Source organism: Bacteroides mediterraneensis (genome assembly GCF_016900355.1).
Classification (GTDB): Bacteria; Bacteroidota; Bacteroidia; order Bacteroidales; family Bacteroidaceae; genus Phocaeicola.
This window is the reverse complement of sequence record NZ_JACJKA010000004.1, coordinates 131,415-153,699: the sequence shown is the minus strand read 5'-3', so window position 1 is coordinate 153,699 and position 22,285 is coordinate 131,415. Positions and strand designations below refer to the sequence as shown.

General features: G+C 47.0%; 20 protein-coding genes. 4 read left to right on the top strand and 16 right to left on the bottom strand.

All coding sequences use genetic code 11. The annotated features are described in order from the left end of the window. Positions 1-43: 43 nt before the first annotated feature. The 6 genes from H6A28_RS04415 to H6A28_RS04390 form a co-directional block, all read right to left on the bottom strand. Positions 44-790 (bottom strand): uroporphyrinogen-III synthase, encoded by a 747-nt coding sequence (locus H6A28_RS04415; protein WP_204475548.1) that lies wholly within the window; start codon positions 788-790, stop codon positions 44-46. A 5-nt stretch (positions 791-795) separates the two neighbouring features. Continuing rightward, entirely contained in the window at positions 796-1,605 is an 810-nt protein-coding gene (locus H6A28_RS04410; protein WP_204475547.1) for a DUF4271 domain-containing protein, read from the bottom strand. Then, positions 1,602-2,189 (bottom strand): TIGR00730 family Rossman fold protein, encoded by a 588-nt coding sequence (locus H6A28_RS04405; RefSeq protein WP_204479052.1) that lies wholly within the window; start codon positions 2,187-2,189, stop codon positions 1,602-1,604. The genes H6A28_RS04410 and H6A28_RS04405 overlap by 4 nt, the downstream gene beginning before the upstream one ends. Before the next feature lie 92 nt (positions 2,190-2,281). Next, a complete protein-coding gene (locus tag H6A28_RS04400; RefSeq protein WP_204479050.1) occupies positions 2,282-3,595 on the bottom strand; it encodes a TolC family protein in 1,314 nt (437 codons plus the stop codon). Continuing rightward, positions 3,592-6,735, bottom strand: a complete 3,144-nt coding sequence (locus tag H6A28_RS04395; RefSeq protein ID WP_239465256.1) for an efflux RND transporter permease subunit — start codon at positions 6,733-6,735, stop codon at positions 3,592-3,594. The genes H6A28_RS04400 and H6A28_RS04395 overlap by 4 nt, the downstream gene beginning before the upstream one ends. Positions 6,736-6,761: 26 nt before the next feature. After that, positions 6,762-7,820 carry an efflux RND transporter periplasmic adaptor subunit gene (locus H6A28_RS04390; RefSeq protein ID WP_239465255.1) on the bottom strand — a complete coding sequence of 353 codons (1,059 nt, stop codon included), beginning with the start codon at positions 7,818-7,820 and terminating at the stop codon, positions 6,762-6,764. Positions 7,821-7,994: 174 nt separating this feature from the next. Here H6A28_RS04390 and H6A28_RS04385 point away from each other — a divergent pair, with 174 nt between their 5' ends. After that, entirely contained in the window at positions 7,995-8,906 is a 912-nt protein-coding gene (locus H6A28_RS04385) for a helix-turn-helix domain-containing protein (RefSeq protein ID WP_204479049.1), read from the top strand. Between the two features lie 79 nt (positions 8,907-8,985). Here the strand turns inward: H6A28_RS04385 and metK are convergent, their stop codons facing one another. The 8 genes from metK to H6A28_RS04345 form a co-directional block, all read right to left on the bottom strand. Next, complete coding sequence (gene metK / locus H6A28_RS04380; RefSeq protein WP_204475543.1) at positions 8,986-10,281, bottom strand: methionine adenosyltransferase; 1,296 nt, start codon at positions 10,279-10,281, stop codon at positions 8,986-8,988. Between the two features lie 226 nt (positions 10,282-10,507). Then, positions 10,508-10,969 carry a 2-amino-4-hydroxy-6-hydroxymethyldihydropteridine diphosphokinase gene (folK, locus tag H6A28_RS04375; protein ID WP_204479047.1) on the bottom strand — a complete coding sequence of 154 codons (462 nt, stop codon included), beginning with the start codon at positions 10,967-10,969 and terminating at the stop codon, positions 10,508-10,510. An 11-nt stretch (positions 10,970-10,980) separates the two neighbouring features. Further along, a complete protein-coding gene (gene queA, locus H6A28_RS04370) occupies positions 10,981-12,036 on the bottom strand; it encodes a tRNA preQ1(34) S-adenosylmethionine ribosyltransferase-isomerase QueA (protein ID WP_204475541.1) in 1,056 nt (351 codons plus the stop codon). Between the two features lie 17 nt (positions 12,037-12,053). Then, on the bottom strand, positions 12,054-12,758 hold the full coding sequence (gene truB / locus H6A28_RS04365) for a tRNA pseudouridine(55) synthase TruB (RefSeq protein ID WP_204475540.1): 705 nt from the start codon (positions 12,756-12,758) through the stop codon (positions 12,054-12,056). Next, positions 12,758-13,615 carry an undecaprenyl-diphosphate phosphatase gene (locus tag H6A28_RS04360; RefSeq protein WP_204479045.1) on the bottom strand — a complete coding sequence of 286 codons (858 nt, stop codon included), beginning with the start codon at positions 13,613-13,615 and terminating at the stop codon, positions 12,758-12,760. The genes truB and H6A28_RS04360 overlap by 1 nt, the downstream gene beginning before the upstream one ends. Then, the gene (locus tag H6A28_RS04355; protein ID WP_204475539.1) at positions 13,615-13,872 is read right to left on the bottom strand and encodes a DUF3098 domain-containing protein; all 258 of its coding nucleotides are present in this window, start codon (positions 13,870-13,872) and stop codon (positions 13,615-13,617) included. The genes H6A28_RS04360 and H6A28_RS04355 overlap by 1 nt, the downstream gene beginning before the upstream one ends. Before the next feature lie 33 nt (positions 13,873-13,905). Beyond that, positions 13,906-14,775, bottom strand: a complete 870-nt coding sequence (locus H6A28_RS04350; protein ID WP_204475538.1) for a cell division protein FtsX — start codon at positions 14,773-14,775, stop codon at positions 13,906-13,908. Positions 14,776-14,781: 6 nt separating this feature from the next. Further along, positions 14,782-15,678: a methyltransferase domain-containing protein gene (locus H6A28_RS04345; protein WP_204479043.1), complete on the bottom strand. Its 897-nt coding sequence runs from the start codon at positions 15,676-15,678 to the stop codon at positions 14,782-14,784. A gap of 140 nt (positions 15,679-15,818) precedes the next feature. Here H6A28_RS04345 and H6A28_RS04340 point away from each other — a divergent pair, with 140 nt between their 5' ends. Beyond that, positions 15,819-16,019, top strand: a complete 201-nt coding sequence (locus tag H6A28_RS04340; protein WP_072543679.1) for a PspC domain-containing protein — start codon at positions 15,819-15,821, stop codon at positions 16,017-16,019. A 185-nt stretch (positions 16,020-16,204) separates the two neighbouring features. Here the strand turns inward: H6A28_RS04340 and miaB are convergent, their stop codons facing one another. Further along, a complete protein-coding gene (gene miaB, locus H6A28_RS04335; RefSeq protein ID WP_204479041.1) occupies positions 16,205-17,578 on the bottom strand; it encodes a tRNA (N6-isopentenyl adenosine(37)-C2)-methylthiotransferase MiaB in 1,374 nt (457 codons plus the stop codon). A 122-nt stretch (positions 17,579-17,700) separates the two neighbouring features. Between miaB and H6A28_RS04330 the strand changes: the two genes are divergently transcribed. Together H6A28_RS04330 and H6A28_RS04325 are read left to right on the top strand one after the other, a co-directional pair. Further along, entirely contained in the window at positions 17,701-18,078 is a 378-nt protein-coding gene (locus tag H6A28_RS04330; RefSeq protein ID WP_204475535.1) for a hypothetical protein, read from the top strand. Positions 18,079-18,127: 49 nt separating this feature from the next. Beyond that, entirely contained in the window at positions 18,128-19,624 is a 1,497-nt protein-coding gene (locus tag H6A28_RS04325) for an acetyl-CoA hydrolase/transferase family protein (RefSeq protein ID WP_204479039.1), read from the top strand. Positions 19,625-19,711: 87 nt separating this feature from the next. Here H6A28_RS04325 and H6A28_RS04320 read toward each other — a convergent pair whose 3' ends face one another. Beyond that, positions 19,712-22,150 (bottom strand): glycoside hydrolase family 2 TIM barrel-domain containing protein, encoded by a 2,439-nt coding sequence (locus H6A28_RS04320; protein WP_204479038.1) that lies wholly within the window; start codon positions 22,148-22,150, stop codon positions 19,712-19,714. Between the last annotated feature and the right edge of the window lie 135 nt (positions 22,151-22,285).

Genomic DNA, 22,285 nt, shown 5'->3' with positions numbered 1-22,285 from the left:
AATGGCTTTATTGCTTCGCTTTGTTCATATCACTGCTATTTTTTTATTTGTTGTGTTCGCGGATAAACATATCCAATGCAGCCGGCATGGAAGGAGCGGTGCTGGATGGCGCTTCCAGGTCGAGGCGCAAACCTGCGTCCTTAACTGCCTTGGCAGTCGTCGGTCCGAAACTTCCGATGGCAATGTCCTTCTGCTCAAAGTTCGGGAAGTTTTTCATCAGTGACTGGATACCTGCCGGGCTGAAGAAAATCAGCATGTCATAGTTGAATTCTTCACCGGGCATAAAGTCGTTGCTTACCGTACGGTACATTACGGCTTCCGTATGCTGAATGTGGTTCTTATCGAGCAAATCTTTCACTTCATCGTTGTGTACATCCGACATCGGGATAAGATATTTCTCGGTATTGTGTTTGACGATTAATGGAAGCAGGTCGATAAATTTTCCTGTGGCACCGAAGAATACTTTCCGTTTGCGGTATTGTACGTACTTCTGGATGTACAATGCAATGGTTTCTGAAGTACAGAAATATTTCATCGTTTCCGGAATTGTTACGCGCAATTCGGCACACAGACTAAAGAAATGATCAATCGCATGGCGTGAGGTAAATACTACGGCTGTATGGTCTAAAATGGAAACCTTTTGCTGTCTGAATTCTTTAGCCGACAAACTTTCAACTTTGATGAACGGGCGAAAATCTATTTTCACTCCGTACTTCTCAGCAATGTCAAAATAGGGAGACTTTTCTGTCGTCGGTTTAGGCTGAGAAACGAGGACTTTCTTAATTTTCAACGTTACTAAAAATTTAAAATCAAAATGTGGTTTATATATGCCAATCCTTTCCAAAGGAAGAGGAGTGGAATCACTTCGAGGCTGCAAAAGTACAGAATTAAATGTAAAATGCCATGAAAATGATTAAAAAAGTTTCTAATGCATTTATAAAATAACAATATTTTGAAGCAAATTACTACAATGAGTACGAATGTTTTAGAAAAATTAAAGTCGAGGTTGAAATAAACGATGAGTAAAGCCAGCGGAAACAGGATAAGGGAAGCTCCAGACAAAAGGTCAAAATAGGCCGTAATCCAAGTGCTGTTTTTCTCTTTGTCAAAGAAAATCCAGTTGATAAATTGAGTCAACAGACTTTTGACTCCAATGGTCAGGAGTATGCAGAGTATATATACCGATAGGATTGCATAGTGTGGAATGGTTTGGTACAATACATCCTCGGTTTTGGAGAAGTAATCGTAGATAAACAGGCTGGCGGATATGCAGCTGATACTTCCTAAGGTAAGAGTATAACGAATGTCGAAATTGGAAATCTCGTCAAACAGGCCTGCCCGTTCTTTGTGTCGGAAAAAACCTTTCAGGTGCTGATGCAGGTATTTTTTCCCGTTTTTTAGGGCATAGATAATCAAAAAGAAACACAGAAAGACCACACAGGTAATGGGCAAGTCGGTGCGGAGCTGGTAGGGAAGAGGTTCTCCTGGCATACCTGTAAAGCTTCGCGTTTTTTCGCTACGCAACAGGGCATTGTCGATTTCCTTTACGTGTTGTTCGTAAAGCTCCTGAATCTGTGAAAAACCTATGTGGCTGACTTCGTTCATATGGCCGCAAATTTACGAATTTCTTTGCTCCAGTAGGGTATTGTATACAATAAATCCACTGCTTCTTCGGGTGTTTCTGCTACATGCCAGATGTTTTTGTGTTCTTCCCGCATGAAATGCTGATCAATGGCTTGCTGCAGCATTTCCAGCAACGGATCGTAAAAGTGGTTGATGTTCAGTATCACAATGGGTTTCAGGTACAGTCCGAGTTGCTTCCAGGTGATGATTTCAAGCAGCTCTTCCAAGGTGCCGCATCCTCCGGGCAGGGCGATGACGCCGTCCGACATATCTGCCATGAGCTCCTTACGCTCGTGCATGTTTTTGGTTTCTATCAGTCGGGTCAGGCCTTTGTGGTGCCAGCCTTGCTCTACCATAAAGTGGGGGATGATGCCAGTCACGGTTCCTCCGGCAGCTAATGCAGCATCGCTGATTCGGCACATGAGTCCCAGGCATCCCGCCCCGTTGATGAGGTTGATGTGTTTCTGGGCCAGAATTTTTCCAAGTTGTTCGGCGGCTTCGAAATAAATAGGGTCAATTTTTGTGCTGGAGGCGCTGTACACACATATATTTTTGATATCGTTCATTGCAAAGAATAATAATTTTTGCAAAGATAGAGATTAAACAATTATATGCAATGCTTGATATCGTCTGTAGTAGTCAATATTATAGGTAAAAGTTATTCCTCCAAATGTCCGGTACATCGTTTGTATTCTGTTTCATAAATCTTGTATTGCGTCAATGCTTCGATACGGTTGCTTTCAGCCTGTTGCCATTGGGATTGGGCTTCCAGCAAGTCAGTCAGGGTGCTGAGACCGTGGGTGTAGCGGTTACGCATCACACGCAGGCTCTCTTGGGCTTCCTTGGAACCGAGTGCGGCAGTTTGTACCAGGTTATATCCGTTGGTCAGGTTTTGTATGGCCTGTCGCACTTCGATGGTGAGCAGGCGTGAATTTTGTTGTAGGTCCAGTTGGGCGTTTTGCAGGTCCAGCTTGGCTTTCTTGACTTTTCTCAGTCCTTCTCCCCAATGGAAGAGCGGGATGCTTACCGAAGCCATGACCAGGCCGATTCCGTCATCCATTTTTTGCGTAAAAGGTATGTAGTTTCCTTGCGGGTCGGCCGTCATCCCTTTCAACTTGATGTTTCCGTAGTAGGCATATCCGGCAGAGAGTCCTATTTGCGGCAGAATATTCCCTCTGGCCATTTTTATTTGCTGTTCTTGGGCGGCAACCTGCTGTTTCAGCAATTTGAACTCAGGTCGGGAGTCAATTCCTTCGTCCAACTGTTCGGGAGGCGTGACCTGGATAAGGGTGTCTGTGGGAAGGATCTGTGTTTCTAACGGTTCGCCTAATACATGGCACAGGGCCAACCGGCACAGTTCGTTTCCGTTCTGGGCTTTTTGTAACTGATAGTTGATTTCGCTTCGTTTGGCAGTGATTCGCAAAAGTTCATTGTCTGTGCCCATTCCTGCTTTTACGGCTGTTTCTACTTGTTGGTAGAGGGTATCCATCTGTGTGCGATATGCTTCCAGCATGCGTACCTTTTGTTGGACGGCGATGTAGTTCCAGTAGGCCTTGTCTGCCTCCGCAATGACTTCCATGCGTGTCTTTCTCCTGCTTTCGGCGGCACTCTCTCGACCAATCTGGGCCAGTTTGTTTCCTGCCCTGATTTTCCCTCCGGCATATAACGGCTGGGTCACACTGATGCCTGCCAGGTACATACCGTGAATCTGGAGTTCCATCCCGGTCATTTCGACATTCGGAAACATATAGGACCCTGATACCATTCCGTCGAGTTTAGGCAGATAGGAACTGAAGGCAATCTTCTGGTCCAGTTCGGCTTGCTGTAAGGCGTTGGTGGCTTTCTGTAGTTCCTCGTTGCGTTGCAGGGCCAGTTCCCGGCAATCGGCTTGTGTGAGTGAAAGTATGTGTTGTGCAGGGAGTTGTGTCAGAAAGCCGAGCCACAATATCCCTATTAAAATGTATCGTTTCATAATTGTATGGATGAAGAGTTAGACATGGAGTGGGGTTTATGTATGTGGAACAGAGCCGTATAGAAGATGGGAAGCAGTACGAGGGTGATAAGGGTACCTACGGTCAGTCCTCCCATAATCGTGATGGCCATGGAACCATACATCGGATCGTTTACAAGCGGAATCATGCCCACAATGGTGGTCAGAGAGGCCATCAGTACGGGACGCACACGTGAAACGGTTGCTTCCACCACCGCATGATAAGGGTGAAAATGTTCTTCCTGTTGCAGGCGGTTGATTTCATCGACCAACACGATGGCGTTTTTCACCATCATGCCGATAAGTCCCATCATTCCGATGATAGCCATGAAGGTAAAGGGCTGCCGGAACAGTAACAGGGAAGGCGTGATGCCGCAGAAAACAAACGGAAAGCAAAGCAGAATGAGGATTACCTTTTTCCAGCTGTTGAAAAGTAACAACAGGATACCTAATATAATGAAGAGAGTCACAGGCAGGTATTTCATCAGGTTGCCGATGGCTTCTCCCTGCAATTCGCCTTCGCCCACCCATCGCATCCGGTAACCGTCTGGCAGAGGGATGCGTTCGATTTCTTTCTGAATGGAGGCGACGACTTTTGCCGGAGTAGCTTCGTATAAGTCGGTATTGGGGTCACATTCAGCTTCGATGGCTCTTTGTCCATTGAGACGATAGATGTAGTTGTCCTCCCAGTCCAGCCGAATCTGACGGGCTACGTTGCCGAGGGGTACACTACGGAACAACTGGTCTTGTAACTCATCGGTTTTGGTGGAACCGGTCAGCAGACCTTTCAGTTCATTGTCGTCCATGCGCAGGTTCAACGTACTCCATACGGGAATATCATTCAGGTTGGTAATCCGGCTTCCATCGGCATTCCGTACCAGCAGATGGATGAGTACGGTACGGTCTTGGTCGTTCAATACGCCTACGGGTAATCCGTCGGTGGCGGCCAGCAAGGCATTTCCTACATCACTCCGTTCGATACCCGACCTTAATGCATCTTCGCGTACATAATCGGCTGTCAGGGTTTTGCCTTTAGGTTTCCAGTTGTTACCCACGGAATAAGGGTCTACATACGGGCAGCGGCGCATAATGTCTTCTGCCTGTTGGCTCAGTTTTCGTAAGATGGCAGGATCTGGACCTGAGAATTCGACTTCTACCGTGTGGGAGGAAGCAATGGAGAAATTGTATTTTCGGATACGGATGTATGCGTCAGGGTAACGTTCGCGCAAGAGTTTTCTAATCGCAGGAATTTGTGCGACCACTGTCTCATAATCTTTACAGTCTACCATCAGTTCGCCGTAGCAGTCGCCTCCTGATGTCATGGGACGCACCAGGCAGTAGTGGGCAGGTGCACTTCCCATGCTCGCGGCTACCCGTTCGATAGCAGGGTTTTCCTTTAGCAGGGCCGACATTTCCAAAAGATCCTTTCGTACGCGGTTGGGGTCGGTTTGGGAAGGAAGAAAATATTCTACAATGAATTGCTTGTAGTCGAAATCTGGGAAAAATAGATTTTTTACCTTCGTCATGCCGAATATACAGAGAGCCAACAGGATGAAGGCCGTAGCCAATGTCGTCTTTTTGTATTCTACCAGCAGGCTGATGGTACGACGAATAAACCGGTGGACCGGGGAGTGGTATATTTGTGGCTGTTGGATTGTTTTTTCACGGACAGGCAGCCACGATTTGGCACACATAGGCACTTGCGTCAATGCCAGTATCCAGCTGGCCAGTAAGCTGACACAGAGCACCAGGAACAGGTCGCCGGCATATTCTCCGGCTGAATCGGGAGAAAGATATACCGCAAGGAAAGTTGATACGGCGATTAGGGTAGCTCCCAGCAGGGGCATGGCGGTGTGCTGTCCGATGCGGTACAAGTAAGTTTTTGGTCCTACTCCGCGTGCCTTATCAATCAGGATACCGTCCATGATGACGATGGCATTGTCTACCAGCATTCCCATGGCCACGATAAAAGCTCCAAGGGAGATGCGTTGAAGCGTGGTGCCACACATCAACAGAATGGGGAAGGAGACGGCGATGGTCAGAATCAGTCCGAAGCCGATGATGAGGCCACTGCGGAATCCCATGGTGAAGATCAGAATCAGGATGACAATCAGGACCGATTCTACCAGGTTGACCATAAAGGAGCCGATGGCTTCATTCACCTTGTCGGGCTGGAAGAATATTTTTTCCATTTCCATTCCCACGGGAATCTGTGGCATGATTTCTGCCAGCCGTTTTTCAACTGCTTTTCCCACATCGGGGACAATGGCATTTTCTTCCATGGTCAGGCAGATAGCCAAAGCCGGTTTTCCGTCCACGAAGAAACCGTTTCGTTGTGGCTCACTATAGGTACGTTCTATTTGTGCAATATCTCCCAGTCGGATGGTTTTCCCCTGCGGGGTGCGGATAAGCAGGTTACGGATGTCTTTTTCATCGGTAACGGCACTGCTCACATGCAATGGCAGCCGGTCGCTGTCATTCTGGTAACTGCCTGCGTTCACCGTTTTCCCAGCATTCTGTAGGCTCATCATGATTTGGGTCGGGATAATGCCATTACGGGCAATCTTCTCTTTCGATAACGTGATTTGAATGACTTCATCCCGGTTGCCCGTGATGAGGATACGTTTCACCCCCTTTACTCCCAGCAGTTCCCGGCGTATCAGTTTGGCGTATTTGTAGAGTTCCGGATACGAGTAGCCTTCACCTGTGAAAGCATAAAAGATGCCGTACACATCCATCATGTCGTCTATGACAATCGGGTCATAGCAGTCTTGTGGCAATTTGGAACGGCTGTCGTTCACTTTTCGCCGAAGGAGGTCGAAGTGCTCTTCCAAGTCTTTTTGGAGGACAGTCATTTGGAATTCGACGGTGATTGTGGCCATCCCGTTCTGACATTCCGATTTAATTTTCTTGACGTTGGGGAGTGCCCGGAGTTCGTCTTCCATGGTTTGTGCCACTTTTAGTTCTACTTCATGAGCGGTAGCTCCCGGATAAGGCACGATGACCATGGCTTGTTTGACGGAGACAGCCGGGTCTTCCAGCTTGGGCATCTGCAGGAAAGCCAGCACGCCGGCTATCAGAATGAATGTCATGAGCGACCAAAACAAGGTGGGCCGCTTCATAAAGTATTCGGTGAGTTTTATTTTCATCAGATAAGCCCTCCTACGTTGGTTTTATTATCCGTATGGATGACACGGACTTTTTCGTTCTCCTGCAGGGCATTTACCCCTGCCTTTATGATTTGTTCGTCTCCTTTCAGTCCGGCTGTAATGATAGCGCGACCTTTTTCGTTTATTCCGCTACAGTTTACTTTCCGCTTGTTGACGGTAGAGTCGGCGTTCATCACCCAAACGTAAGTCTCTTCCTGTGATTGAATGAGGGCATGCAGAGGAAGCGTAAAAGAAGTACGAAGGCTGTCAGTGCCGGTAATATGGATGCGTACGTTGACGTTCATGCCTGCACTGAGCTGTGAGTCGTTTTCCTTTTGAAAGGTGAGTTTCAGTTGGTACAACTGGTTGCCATCCGCTTTGGGGGTGATGCTCAATATCTTCATAGGAATATCTTCTCCTTTCGTAGAAGGAAGTTCGCAGGTGATACGCTGGAAGCGAGCACGAAGTTGATAGACTTCGGCTGGCAGTTCGGTTTCCACCTCCATGGAATGCATGTCGAGCAGGTTGATGACAGGGGTTCCTGCATCTACCATTTCCGACGGAGCGAAATTGACGCTTTGTATGTATCCGTCGGTAGGAGCATACAGGCGTGTATATGCCAGTTTGTTACGGTTGACTTGCAATTGTACTTTCAACTGCTGCAGTCCGGCCTGCGCTTTTTCATAATCGTTGATGGAAATGCTTTTGCTGCGATATAAGGCTTCTGTCCGTTTGACTTCATCTTCCAGTTGCTTGCATTGTATTTCCAAAGCCTGTACACCCAATTGGTAGTCTGCATGGTCCAGCTGGGCGATTAACTGGCCCTTCTTTACATAATCTCCTTCTTTTACGTATATTTTTTCAATTTGCCCTGCGGTTTTGAATCCCAGTCCGATATTGTGGCTTTCTTGTACCACTCCCGAGAAGTTTTTGATGCTTTCTGCTCCAGACGGGATAGGAGTGGCCAGCATCACACTGCGGATAAAGGTTTGCGTGGGCTTTTCTGTGCATCCACTGGCCAACCAGAGAAGGAAGGGAAGTAATAATAATCGTTTCATTTGTATGGATTTAGAAGTTCTTTGGTACAAAGGTCACATTTTTTGTTTTTTTCTTTACACCCTTATCATCCTGTAAAATGTTCGAAAGGTTGGATTTGTGGATTAAATAACCTGTTTTTCCCTTATTTTCTGTTCTAAAGGACTATCTTTGTAAGGAAATAAAGAGCAAAATAGATGAAGAAAGAAGATTCTCTTTTTAAAGAGCTGCATTTGTTGATGCTTCCTGATGTGGGGCGTACACTGATTTATGGAAATGAACTGGTTTTGCTGGATAACATTGGAATGAATGTGGAGGAGGAGCTGGTTTCCGATTTTGTGTCTCCTTCCTACCCTTTTAAGGTGACCTTTACCTTAGCGATGTTTTGCCTACGCGGGGTCATGCGAGTGCGGTTGCAGCTGAAAGAATATGTATTGTCTGAGAATGATGTACTGGTAGTACTTCCAAATACGATTGGGGAATGTCTGGGAGTGAGTGCCGAGGCTGAGGTAGCGGTTATCGGGCTATCCAGCCATCATTTGTTGGCTGGTCAACAATCTTCTTTAAGTATGGCGTTTTTGAAATTTCTTACGGCCACTCCCCTGATTCATATCTCGTCAGCTCAGATGGAAGAGTGTATGATACTCTATCATTCGATGCGGAAAAAGCTGGAACAAGCAGACTATCAATTTAAGTTAGAAGCCATTGCGGGCTATTTGCAGGTATTCTTTTACAATGGTTGCCAATGGTTGTTGGAGTATAACCGGCAGCAGGTGCGTAAAGTGGAAAGCAGGCAGGAAAAGCTGTTTGAAGACTTTTTGGAGTTGGTGCAAACACATTATAGAGCACATCGGAATATGTGTTTCTATGCCGAAAAACTTTGTCTGACGCCCAAATATCTTTCGCAGGTTATTTTAGAGGTGAGCGATCGCCATGCTCCGGATTGGATTCGCGATTATGTAATTTTGGAAGCGAAGGCTTTGTTGAAAAGTGGACAATATACTGTCCAGCAGGTAGGCGATCTCCTGAATTTTGCGAACGCTTCTTTCTTTGGTAAATATTTTAAAGCTGCGGTAGGGTGTACTCCCCGGCAATACATGTTGAAATAGCCGGTTAGAAAAACAAAAAAGCAGGAAGAGAACTTTGAGATTCTCTTTCTGCTTTCTGTGGTTATTGTGAATATTCGGATTATTTTAGTCCGAAAGCTTCTTTCACTTTGTCTACGTAGTCCAGTTTCTCCCACGTAAAGAGTTCCACTTCTACGTCTTTATTGCCTTCGTAAGCCGATTCGAAATGCTTGGTCACGATTTTCGGTTCACGACCCATGTGTCCGTAAGCGGCTGTTTCGCTGTAAATCGGGTTACGCAGTTTCAGACGTTCTTCGATGGCGCGGGGACGCATGTCGAAGATTTCATCTACCTTCTTGGCAATTTCTCCGTCGGTCATGTTGACCTTGCTGCGTCCGTACGTGTTGACGTAGATGTTGATAGGACGTGCCACACCGATGGCATAAGATACCTGTACCAATACTTCGTCGGCTACTCCGGCAGCCACTAAGTTTTTGGCGATGTGACGGGCAGCGTATGCCGCACTACGGTCTACCTTGCTTGGGTCTTTTCCAGAGAAAGCACCACCTCCGTGTGCACCGGCACCTCCGTAGGTATCTACGATAATCTTACGGCCTGTCAATCCGGTATCTCCGTGCGGGCCTCCGATTACGAACTTACCGGTCGGGTTTACGTGATATTTGATCTGGTCGTTGAACAAGGCCAGTACTTTCGGGTTGTGAATTTCAGCAATGACACGCGGCATCAGAATTTCGATGACATCCTTGCGAATCTGGGCCAGCATTTCCTCGTCGGCTTTCAGTTGTGCTTCTTTAGAATCGTTTTCCGGCTGGATGAACTCGTCATGCTGGGTAGAGACCACGATGGTATCGATACGTACCGGACGACGGTCGTCATCGTATTCAATGGTTACCTGGCTCTTTGAGTCCGGACGAAGGTAAGTCATGACTTTTCCTTCGCGGCGGATTTCAGCCAGCACCATCAGCAGTTTGTGTGCCAGGTCGAGTGACAGCGGCATGTAGTTCTCTGTTTCGTTGGTTGCATAACCGAACATCATACCCTGGTCGCCGGCTCCCTGGTTCATCGGGTCTTCGCGTTCTACGCCACGGTTGATGTCAGGGCTCTGTTCGTGGATGGCAGAGAATACACCGCAAGAGTTACCTTCGAACATGTATTCGCTCTTGGTATAGCCTATCTTGTTAATCACTTCGCGTGCTACGCGTTGCAAATCGATATACGCTTTGGTTTTCACTTCTCCTGCCAACACTACCTGTCCGGTAGTTACCAGCGTTTCGCAAGCTACTTTTGAACTGGGGTCGTAAGCCAACAGTTTGTCAAGCACAGCGTCCGAAATTTGATCGGCCACTTTGTCGGGGTGTCCTTCAGACACCGATTCGGATGTGAATAAGTATCCCATTGTTTTTGGTAAGTTAAATAAGTTGTTAATGGTTTTGTTTATCCGTGTACGGACAGAGTAGAGAAGTAATCTTCAAGGAAATATAACTACGTGTTTTAGCATTTTTTTCCGTGGTTGCAAGCTACTCAAATCTTTCCACTTTTTAATTCGCTTGCAAAGATAGGGAGATAATTGGAATAATTACAATTTCAGTATGTTTTTAACATAGCTTTATACGAAGCCCTTTTCATGCTTTATGCCAAAGGGCCGACAGACTTTCTTGCAGTACTGGATGCATCACATTACCCGCTATCTCCACTAAGGGTTGCATCACGAAGTCTCTTTCCGTCATCAAAGGGTGGGGAATGGTCAGTTCGGGAGTCTGTAGGATGAGGTCGTCGTACAGAAGAATGTCGATGTCTATTGAACGGTCGCTATAGACGCCATTGACCGATTTTTTCATTCTTCCGAGCTCCTTTTCAATTTCTTGGGTGGTATGCAGCACTTCCAGCGGTGCAAGCGGAGTTTCCAGGCAGATGGCTGCGTTGAGAAAGCTGTGGGTCGATTCAAAACCCCAGGGAGCGGTTTCATAAAAAGAGGATAGGGAAACTTGTTTCCCTATCCTCTCTTGCAGTTTATAGATGGCGGTACGTAAATTTGCTTTTTTATCGCCTAGATTCGTGCCGAGTCCCAGATAAACTTTTGCCATTGTACTTGCTTTTATTTATCTAAAATCAACATGGCATCACCGTAAGTACCAAAGCGGTAATCTTCCTTTAAAGCCACATTGTAGGCTTCCATAATCAGTTCGTAACCTCCGTAGGCGCATACCAGCATCAGCATGGTAGAGAGCGGCATGTGGAAGTTGCTCACCATGGCATTGGCTACCGAAAACTCGTAAGGTGGGAAGATGAACTTGTTGGTCCATCCTTCGTATTCTTTCAAGCGTCCGTCAGTGCCGACAGCGGTTTCAATAGTACGCATTACGGTTGTTCCGATGGCGCACACTTTGTTGCCTCTGTCTTTGGCCGCATTGACGATGCGGCAGGCATCCGCGTTGACAAACATTTGTTCAGAATCCATTTTATGCTTGGTCAAGTCTTCCACGTCGATGTCGCGGAAGTTGCCCAGTCCGGCGTGCATGGTGATGAAGGCAAAGTCGATGCCTTTGATTTCCATACGTTTCATCAGCTCCCGGCTGAAGTGCAATCCGGCAGCCGGTACGGTCACGGCTCCTTCGTTTTTGGCGTAGATGGTCTGGAAGCGCTCTTCGTCTTCCGGTTCGGCCGGACGATGGATGAAAGGAGGCAATGGAGGTTCTCCTAAGGCATACAAGGCCTTTTTGAATTCATCGTGAGGACCGTCGTACAAGAAACGAAGGGTACGTCCGCGTGAAGTAGTGTTGTCAATCACTTCGGCCACCATGGAATCATCATCACCGAAGTACAGCTTGTTACCGATACGGATTTTGCGGGCCGGATCTACCAGTACGTCCCAAAGACGCAGTTCTTCGTTCAGCTCGCGGAGCAGGAATACCTCGATACGGGCTCCTGTCTTTTCCTTGTTTCCATACAAACGGGCGGGAAATACTTTGGTATCATTAAAGATAAACACATCTTTGTCGTCGAAATAGTTCAGTATATCCTTGAAAATGACATGCTCAATCTGTCCGGTGGATTTGTGAACTACCATCAGGCGGGATTCATCTCTGTATTTGGCCGGGTAAAGTGCGATTTTTTCTTCCGGCAATTTGAATTTGAATTGTGACAGTTTCATCTTCTTCCTTTCTTTCCTTAATCGTTTATAACTTCTATTTCTTGCTGGTCAAGCCAAGTTTCAAAATCTTCCACTTTCATGCAGTCTTCCAGTCTCACGTTCCCCACTCGCGTGCGGATCAGTCCCGTGAGATGTGCGCCGCTGTGCAGAGCTTCCCCGATGTCTCTGGCCAGTGCCCGGATATAGGTTCCTTTGCTGCACACCACCCGTATTTTTATTTCCGGCAGGTTGTATTCCAGCAGCTCGATTTCATCGATGACCAGTATCTTGGGCTTCAGCTCCACTTCGTCCCCGTTGCGGGCCATTTCGTAGGCACGTTTTCCGTCTACCTTGCAGGCCGAAAAGGCAGGAGGAACCTGCTCGATGGTGCCTATGAATTTTTTCAGTACCTCCTCTACCATTTCCCGGGTGATGTGTTCGATCGGATAAGTGGCGTCAATTTCCTTTTCCAGGTCGAACGAAGGAGTGGTGGCTCCCAATTGGAGGGTGGCGATATACTCTTTCGTGTGATATTGAAACTCCTCGATGCGCTTGGTGGCTTTTCCGGTACAGATGATCATCACTCCGGTGGCCAGCGGATCGAGCGTTCCGGCATGTCCTACTTTTATTTTCTTTACTCCCAGCTTGCGGCTGATATGGTATCTTATTTTATTGACCACTGCAAAGGATGTCCATTTCAGTGGCTTGTCGAAATATAGTACTTCTCCTTCCTTAAAATTCATTAAGCCAATTCTAAATTATATCCTAAAAAAGACATGATGAGTATGATGCTTCCTACAATGATGCGATACCAGCCAAAAGCCATAAATCCATATTTTGTGACAAAACTAATGAAAAACTTAATAGCCAGCAGAGCTACAATGAAAGCTACCACATTGCCCACAATCAAAGGAGTCAGATTAGCGGATATGATTTCTGTTCCTCCTTCCATAAATAATTTGGCCATTTTATATACGGTGGCAGCGAACATGGTGGGTACGGCTAAGAAAAAAGAGAATTCTGCCGCTCTTTTTCGGGTAAGTTTCTGTGCCATACCTCCCACAATAGTAGCCATGGAGCGTGATACACCCGGTATCATAGAGATACATTGGAACAATCCTATAAAAAAAGCTCTTTTTTCCGTCAATTCCGTTTGTTCGTTTCCATTCCCAAATATTTTGTCACAGAACAGCATGAATATACCTCCTACTATCAACATGACGGCTACTACCGTTACACTTTCTAACATTGCGTCTATCATGTCGCTGAAAAGCAGCCCTAATACCGCGGCGGGAATAAAGGCAACTAATAATTTCCAGTAGAAATCATATTTGTGAAGGAAACGCTTCACGGGAGTACTGTTTTCCGGCATCGGGACATGGTTGAGGCGGAAAAAGTTTTTCCAATATAAACATACCACTGACAGAATGGCACCAAACTGGATGATGAATGTAAAAGCCTTTATAAAGTCGGTACTTTCTACTCCTAAGATGTGTTGGGTAATGATCATGTGACCAGTAGAAGATACCGGAAGAAATTCTGTGAGGCCTTCTACAATCGCAATCACAATCGTTTGAAATAAGCTTAAATCTCCTTCCATTATAGTTTTTCCTCTTCTTTAGTGGTTCTTTCATTGTCTTTGGGTTTGCGCAAAATGCCGTAGATCATGAAAATGAAACCTACAAAGCAGACAAGCGGGGCTACTTTGATGCGGCGTACGCTGAAAATGTCCGGTTCAAAAGTGGTTTCCGTAGAACCCGGACCGCTCATCAAGATAAAACCCAGAATAATCACTACCATCCCTATTGCCAAAAGGATGAAGTTGGTTTTATCGAAGGCAAAATTTTTTTTATCCATAACGATTCGTTATCTATTTATTATTAGTTGATATTAAAGACTATATAATTCTCCCGCTTTCATCCGCAAGTATTTGTTGATGGAGATGTAAGCGCATAATGTGGTGATTAGGATGCCGGATATGAATACGGAACCCATGACATAAAGCATGACTTTCGGAGTAATCAATTCGAGCAGTCCCGGCTCGTAATTCACCATCATGTAGGCCATGCTGATCAGCAAGGCATTGGCGATGGCCGCTGCAAGGATGCCAATTCCTATGTTCCGGGCAATGAACGGGCGGCGGATGAAGCCCCAGCTGGCTCCTACCAGTTTCATGGTGTGAATCAGGAAACGTTTGGAGTAGATGGTGAGCCGGATGGTATTGTTGATCAGGGCAAATGAAATCAGAGTGAGCAAGGCGGCCAATCCCAGTAGGAACAGGCTGATTTTTCGGATGTTCTGATTGATCGTGTCAATCAAGTCCTGTGGATAATTGATTTCTATCACCTGTTTGTTTTCCAGCAGCTTCTCCTGTATCCATTGGATACTGTCCGTATTGGCATATGCTGCATTCAGTTTGATTTCAATCGAGGCAGTAAATGGGTTGTAGCCTAAGAATTCGGCCGGGTCTGTTCCCATGGCTTCGGTCTGTTCTTTCAGCGCCTGTGCCTTGGAGATATACACCGCTTGTTTCACGAAAGGCTCCGATTCCAGCTGTTTTTGGAAACGGATGGCGTCGGTTTCTTTCATGTCATCGTTCAGCAGGACCGAAAAGTTGATGTTTTCACGCACGTACACAGACAGGTTGTTGGCGGTCATGACGAAGAAGACCACCATCCCCAAGAGCAGCAATACCAGCATGGTACTGATGCAGGAGGTAATGAATTGCATGTCAAAAAGTGTACCCGACTTGTGACTCATAACGACTTATTTTTTTCTGAATACATAAATCATCGAACTGCTTCTTTCTTTTTTAGCCAGTGAAACGAACCAAGCCTCCGTTCCCGACCATAATCCTTTCAGGAAAGGAATGGAAGACTTCCGGTATTTTTCGCTCAGCATGGACACGTAGAACGCATCAAAAGGCATCGGATGCCGTTCGCTCAGAATGAAATTATGTTTGGCTCCGAACTGTTGCATGGCCGAGGGCGTGAAGTGCCACAAATGGCGGGGCACATCGTAGGCCGCCCACATATCCTTGTATTTTTTCGCGTCGAAAGAAGTAGGGTTGGGGACGGCAATGACCAGAATACCACGGTCCTTGAGAATACGGCTGAGCGTTTCCCACGTGTCATTCAGGTGTTCCAGGTGTTCCATGACATGCCACAGTGTAATAACGTCGAACGATTTCTCCGGATAGTCTGTCAGGGCCTCCGGCTGGTTGACATCGAGTGCAAAATGCGTCTTGGCAAACTGACGGGCCTGCGGGCTTTTCTCGATGGCCGACACACGCCATTCTCTCTCTTGCATGAAATGAGGAAAATAGCCTGTTCCGGTACCGATGTCCAGTAACGTACCCCGGCTGAGCCCTGAATTATGTTTGATCAGGCGGGCTTTGCGGGCAAGCATGAAACGTCGCACCCAATGATAGACACGGTTCATCAGTCCTTTATGTGTATCACTGTGTGAAATATAGTCCGGGCTTTCATAATAGCGTCCTATTTCTGCCTCTACGGGAGCAGATTGTGTGAACTGAAAACCGCAGTGAGTGCAACGGCAGATGGTAAAAGGCTCACCGGAAGCATAGTGGTCCGTACATGTCATTACCTCCTCAAAATGGCTTTCTCCACAGAGTGGACATTTATCTATTTTTAGTGTATTCACTTCATTCCCTAATTTGCTGCAAAATAACAAATAAAAAGCCTATAGCACGACTTTCTTTAAAAGTTTTTAAGAGTATTAGACTGCTTTCTGTTTGTTTTTTGTATCTTAGCTGCCATTAATAGACACTTTGCAAAATAAATATGAACAAGAAACGATTGACACGGTCGAATAACCGCATGATAGGAGGGGTTTGTGCCGGTATAGCAGATTATTTTAACTGGGATATTACACTGGTACGCATTGTGTATGTGCTGGCTACTTTCTTTACTGCCTTTTCGGGAGGAATTGTCTACCTGATTCTGTGGCTGATTATGCCGGAAGCCGGAAGGGATACTGACTAAATTAGGAAACGCACTTCTATAAAAGGGAAAACGTGCGCGTATGTTTTATGTTTCCCGGTGCGAAAACGTAGGTTTCCCGTCCGAGAAACATACGTTTCCGCGTGGAGAAACGTACGTTTTCCGAACGGGAAACGTAAAAAATGTCGGGAAATTCTCACTTTATTTCTTTGTGATTTCCCGGAATATTATTCGGTCACTTCTATTCCTTTGAGGGTAGCCGAACTGGATTCGGTTATCTTGACGTTCACAAAATCGCCAATTCGGTGGTTGCCACGGTCGAATACCACCACTTTATTCTGCTCTGTACGACCGAAGAGTTGTTCTTTGGAGCGTTTGGATACGCCTTCCACCAATACTTCAAAGGTCTTTCCTACGTCTTTGGCATTGCTTTCAGCCGAAAGTTGGTTCTGCAACTCAATCAGCTCGTTCAAACGGCGGATTTTGATTTCTTCCGGTACGTCGTCGGGGAGATGCTTGGATGCGTAGGTGCCCGGACGTTCAGAATACTTGAACATAAAGGCCGAATCGTAGGCACATTCCCGCATCAGCGAGAGGGACATTTGATGGTCTTCTTCCGTTTCGGAATGGAAGCCGGAGAAAATGTCGGTGCTGAGTCCGCAGTCGGGGATGATTCTCCGGATGGCAGCCACTCTTTCCAGGTACCATTCGCGGGTATATTTACGGTTCATCAGTTTCAGGATGCGTGAACTTCCGCTCTGCACGGGCAGGTGGATGTGCTTGCACACATTGGGCACTTCCGCAATGACATGCAGGGTCTCGTCGCTCATGTCTTTCGGGTGGGAAGTCGTGAAGCGTACGCGCATGTCGGGTACAGCCTCAGCTACTATACGGAGCAGCATGGGGAAGGTCACCGTTTCACCATCTTTTTCAAAACGGTAGGAGTTGACGTTCTGGCCCAGCAAGGTCACTTCCTTGTAACCTTTCCGTTGCAGGTCGCGCACTTCGTTCAGGATACTTTCCACGTCGCGGCTGCGTTCGCGTCCGCGGGTGTAAGGCACGATGCAGTAGTGGCAGAAATTGTTGCATCCGCGCATGATGGACACAAAGCCTGAAATGTGGTTGCCGCAGATACGCGAAGGAATGACATCGCGGTAAGTCTCGGTGGTAGACAGTTCTACGTTGATGGCTTTTTCTCCCGCTTCGACTGCACCGATCAGGTCGGGCAATGTCAGATAGGAATCCGGTCCGGCCACTAGGTCGACGTGATGCTTTTCAATCAGGTCATTTTTTACTCGTTCGGCCATGCATCCCAATACACCCACAATCAGGTGCTTGCGTTTCTTGCGAAGGGAGTGGAAATATTCCAGGCGGTTCAGAATCTTCTGTTCCGCATTGTCGCGGATGGAACAGGTGTTCATAAACACGGCATCCGCCTCTTCCAGGTTGTCACACGGGGTATAGCCGGCCATTTGCATGATCGAGGCCACTACTTCACTGTCGGCCACATTCATCTGGCATCCGTACGTTTCGATAAACAACTTCTTGTTTTCGTTTTCAGTTGCAGATTTAAAGTCTGCTCCTGTGGTTTCTTTTGTCATAGAGTTCTTTTATTTAAAAATTTGCCTGCAAAGATACCTGTTTCTTGGTTAACTTCCATGAAAAGGGTAGGATATATAGATTTTATTCGTATCTTTGAAGAAAACCTTAACACTTAATATTTATGGATGTGTTTCAGATTCTTATCTTTCTGGTAGTAATAGGCTTGGGAGTTTTTAAGGCTGCACGGAAGAATCGGCCTCAGACGATTCGCCGGAGGGTGGTGAGAAAGTCCGTTCCAGCCGATTCCTTTCCAGTGGACAAGGAAGACGAGGGGGAACCGATGGCTGTGGAAGTGCAGATGACCCCTTCGCCGGAAGTGGGGAAAGCGAAACACTCTGTAAGACAAGAAAGGCCGGCGAGGAAAGAAGGAAAAGAAAAGCGGGTTCCCGGCCCGGTGAAGGCTTCAGAAGAAAAACTTTCGGAATATGCTTTCCGTACTCCTTCGGATGCCCGGAGGGCATTCATTTACTCCGAAATATTCCGTCGGAAATACGATTGAGAAACTAACTTTTATACTTAATTCTATCACATAAAAAACACTTGATACTATGAGCTTTAACTTTATTACGGCAGCCGAGGCTGCCAGCTACATCAAGGATGGGGATATAGTCGGATTGAGTGGTTTTACCCCTGCAGGAAGTCCGAAAGCGGTAACCGCAGAGTTGGCAAAAATAGCAGAGGAAAAACATGCAAGGGGTGAAGCCTTTCAGATTGGTGTGATTACCGGGGCCTCTACAGGAGATTCCTGTGATGGGGCACTGAGCCGGGCACATGCCATTAAATTCCGTGCTCCCTATACTACAAATGCAGATTTCCGCAAAGCGGTGAACAACGGTGAAATCAATTATACGGATATCCATCTGTCACAAGTCGCACAGCGTTTGCGCTCCGGTTTCCTGGGGCATGTCAGTGTGGCCATCATCGAAGCCTGCGAGATTACGGAAGACGGGCGTATTTACTTGACAGCCGGAGTGGGTATTTCACCGACCATTGCCCGACTGGCCGACAAAGTGATTGTGGAATTGAATGCAGCTCATAGCAAGCGTTTGATTGGTATGCACGATTTGTATGAGATGGAACGTCCGCCTTACCGTCGGCCGATTCCGATTGTGCGTCCGAGCGACCGTATCGGTCTTCCTTATATTCAGGTAGACCCTTCCAAAATTGTGGGGATTGTAGAAACGAACATGCCGGATGAGGCCCGTGGTTTCCATGCTTCCGATCCGGTGACAGATAAGATCGGGCAGAATGTGGCGGAGTTTCTGGCATCTGACATGCGTAAGGGTATTATCCCTTCTACCTTCCTTCCGTTGCAGTCAGGGGTGGGAAACATCGCCAATGCGGTGTTAAGTGCTTTGGGAAAGGATTCCAGCATTCCTCCGTTTGAAATGTATACGGAGGTAATCCAGAACGCGGTTATCACCTTGATTAAAGAAGGGCGCATCAAGTTTGGCAGCACCTGTTCGCTGAGCGTGACGAACGACTGCTTGCAGGATATCTATGATAACATGGACTTTTTCCGCCACAAGCTGGTGTTGCGTCCGTCGGAAATTTCCAACTGTCCGGAAGTGGTCCGTCGTATCGGGGTCATTTCCATGAATACAGCCATTGAAGCGGATATTTATGGCAATGTGAACTCTACCCATATCTGCGGTACCAAGATGATGAACGGTATCGGTGGTTCCGGTGACTTTACCCGCAGTGCCTATATCTCTATTTTCTCTTGTCCGTCGACGGCGAAAGGTGGGTGTATCAGTTCCATCGTACCGATGGTATCGCATCTGGACCACAGCGAACACTCTGTGAATGTCATTATCACCGAGCAGGGTATTGCCGACTTGCGTGGTAAGAGCCCGATGGAACGTGCAGAGGCTGTGATTGAACACTGTGCACACCCGGATTATAAACAATTGCTTTGGGATTATTTGAAGATTTCTACGAAAGGTCAGACTTGTCACAGTCTGTCGGCGGCTTTGGGCATGCATCAGGTCTTTTTGGACAAGGGTGACATGCGCTTGACTAACTGGGCAGATTTCCAGAAATAAAAAAGATAATTTATTGTTTGATAAAAAAGCCCCGTGTCTGCTTCGGCGGATACGGGGCTTTGGTGTATTGGTAAAACTCTTTCTGCGTTATTTCACTTCAATCTGGATCTTTCCGGCTTTGATGCCTTTGGCAGAAACTTGTAGTTCAAGCAGACCTTTTTCTTCTCCACCCTGTACGATGGCGGTCAGCATTCCGTTGAAGGCATGCATCTGAGGCAGGTGGAACAAATCCAGACAGGTAGGGTCGCCGTTGGCTGAGGCTTTGTAGCTTCCGGCTCCTGTTACGTGGAATTTCACCAGACGCATGTCGGTGGGGCAGAGGTTGCCGTCTTTGTCTACAATGCGTACGGTTACGTAAGCCAAGTCTTTTCCGTCGGCTTTCAGCGATTGCTGTGCAGGAACCAGTTCAATGTGATGCGGCTTTCCGGCTGTGCGGATTGTCTTTTCTGCTTTGGCCGTACCCGCTGCATCGTATGCCACAACTTTTACCTCCCCTGGTTCGTAAATGGCGTGCGGCCACATCAGGCGGTAGCGGTTTTCTACTGTTTGGTTGTTTTTTGTCTGTTTTCCGTAGCTCTTTCCATTGATGAAAAGTTCAGCCGTCGGATAGTTGGTATACACAAAGACGGGCACTTCTTGTCCTTCTCGTCCTTCCCAGTTCCAGTGCGGGAGAATATGCAGGGTTTCTGCCTGCTTGTTCCATACACTGCGGTACAGGTAATAACGGTCTTTCGGAAGAGAGGCCAGGTCGATGATGCCGAACATGGAGCTGTGGTTAGGCCATGCATTGGTGTCGTACGGGCTGGGTTCACCCAGGTAATCGAAGCCGGTCCATACAAATTGTCCCAGTGTCCAGTTATGGTCATCTGCCTGGGCAAAGTCGATGTCGGGAATGTTGGACCAGGAACAATATTCCAAGTCGTAGGAAGACGACTGATGGTCATCATATTTGGCGTCTGCTTTCCGTTCGGCAGGGAATTTATATACACCGCGGGAACTGACGGTAGAAGAAGTTTCCGAACCCAATACCAGGTTTTGAGGTAATTGCTGATAAGCTTCTTCATAACGATGTGCCCGGTAGTTGAATCCTGGAATGTCGAGCATGGCCGCAAATCCATTGTTCAACACACAACTTACTTGGTCCATGCCGCAGGTAACCGGACGGGTAGGGTCTTCGCGATGGCAGATGTCTTGCAGGAATTTAGCCACCTTATAGCCTTCGGCACTGCACTGGGTGGGTACTTCGTTCCCGATGCTCCACATTACCACACAAGGGTGGTTGCGATACTGATGCAGCATGTTCACCATGTCTTTTTCGGCCCATTCGTTGAAATAACGGTGGTATCCGTTGTCGCATTTGGCGATGTCCCATTCGTCGAACGGTTCAATCATCATCATGAAGCCCATTTCGTCACAGAGGCTGACCAGTTCGGGGGCTGGCATGTTGTGGGCCGTGCGGATGGCATCGCATCCCATGTCTTTCAACAGGGTAAGTTGGTGGCGTAAGGCCGAAACATTGATAGCTGCTCCCAGCGGACCTAAATCGTGGTGGTTGCATACGCCTTGGAACTTACGGTGTTTTCCATTCAGGAAAAAGCCCTTGTCGGCCACGAACTCAATGGAACGGATACCGAAACGGGTAGTATAGGTATCGGTGAGTTTCCCGTCGACATAGATTTTGGAGACTGCCTGATAGAGTACAGGGGTTTCCGGAGACCATAGCTGTGGCTTTTCCACGATGAAGTTTTGTGTAAAAGGTTGGCCATGGTTGATGTGTCCTTCGTTCTTTTTGCTGGCTACTTTCTGTCCGTCGGGAGAAAGGATATCTGTTTCTACGGTAATTTTTTCTTTTCCCACATTATTCAGTGTGGTGCGAAGGCAGACGGATGCATAGTCAGTAGCCACATGAGGAGTGGTGATTTGAGTACCCCATATAGGTACATGTACCTTTTCGGTAGTTACCAGATGAACATTCCGGTAGAGTCCGGCACCCGGATACCAGCGGGAAGACTGAGGACGGTTTTCCAGACGTACCGCCAGTACGTTATCTTTCCCGTCTTTATGTAGGAATTCAGTCACGTCACAATGGAAAGAATTGTAGCCGTATGGCCAGAAACAGGCTTCTTGCCCATTGACATACACATGTGCCTCACTCATGGCTCCATCGAAAATCAAGGTTGTTTTTTTCTCGGGGTCTGCATCGAAGTGCGTACGATACCAGCCTACACCGACGTAAGGCAATCCGCCGGTACGGCCGGTTTTTATCGAGGCCTGTGTTTCCAGATTTTGTGTAATGGCTACATTTTGCAAGTCGTTATTCCGGTCAAACGGTCCGAAGATAGCCCAATCGTGAGGAACACGGACTGACTCCCATTTTGTATCATCGAAAGCGATGGAGGCGGCTCCGGAAGCTTCTCCTTTATGGAATTTCCAACCGGTTTCTAAAAGCTGTTCGTGGCGTTGTGCGCTAAGGTGACAGATGCTACATAGTAGCACCGCGAGCAGAAAGAGTTTACGGATGTGCATAGATTTTTAGTATTAGGTTTTCATTTATCAAGCAAAGATAAACTTTTCGTTCGAAACTATCCTTATTTATTCCTGAACTCTTACTATATTTGCGGAAAATTTGGAAAATACGTAAAAATCAATCATATAATATTT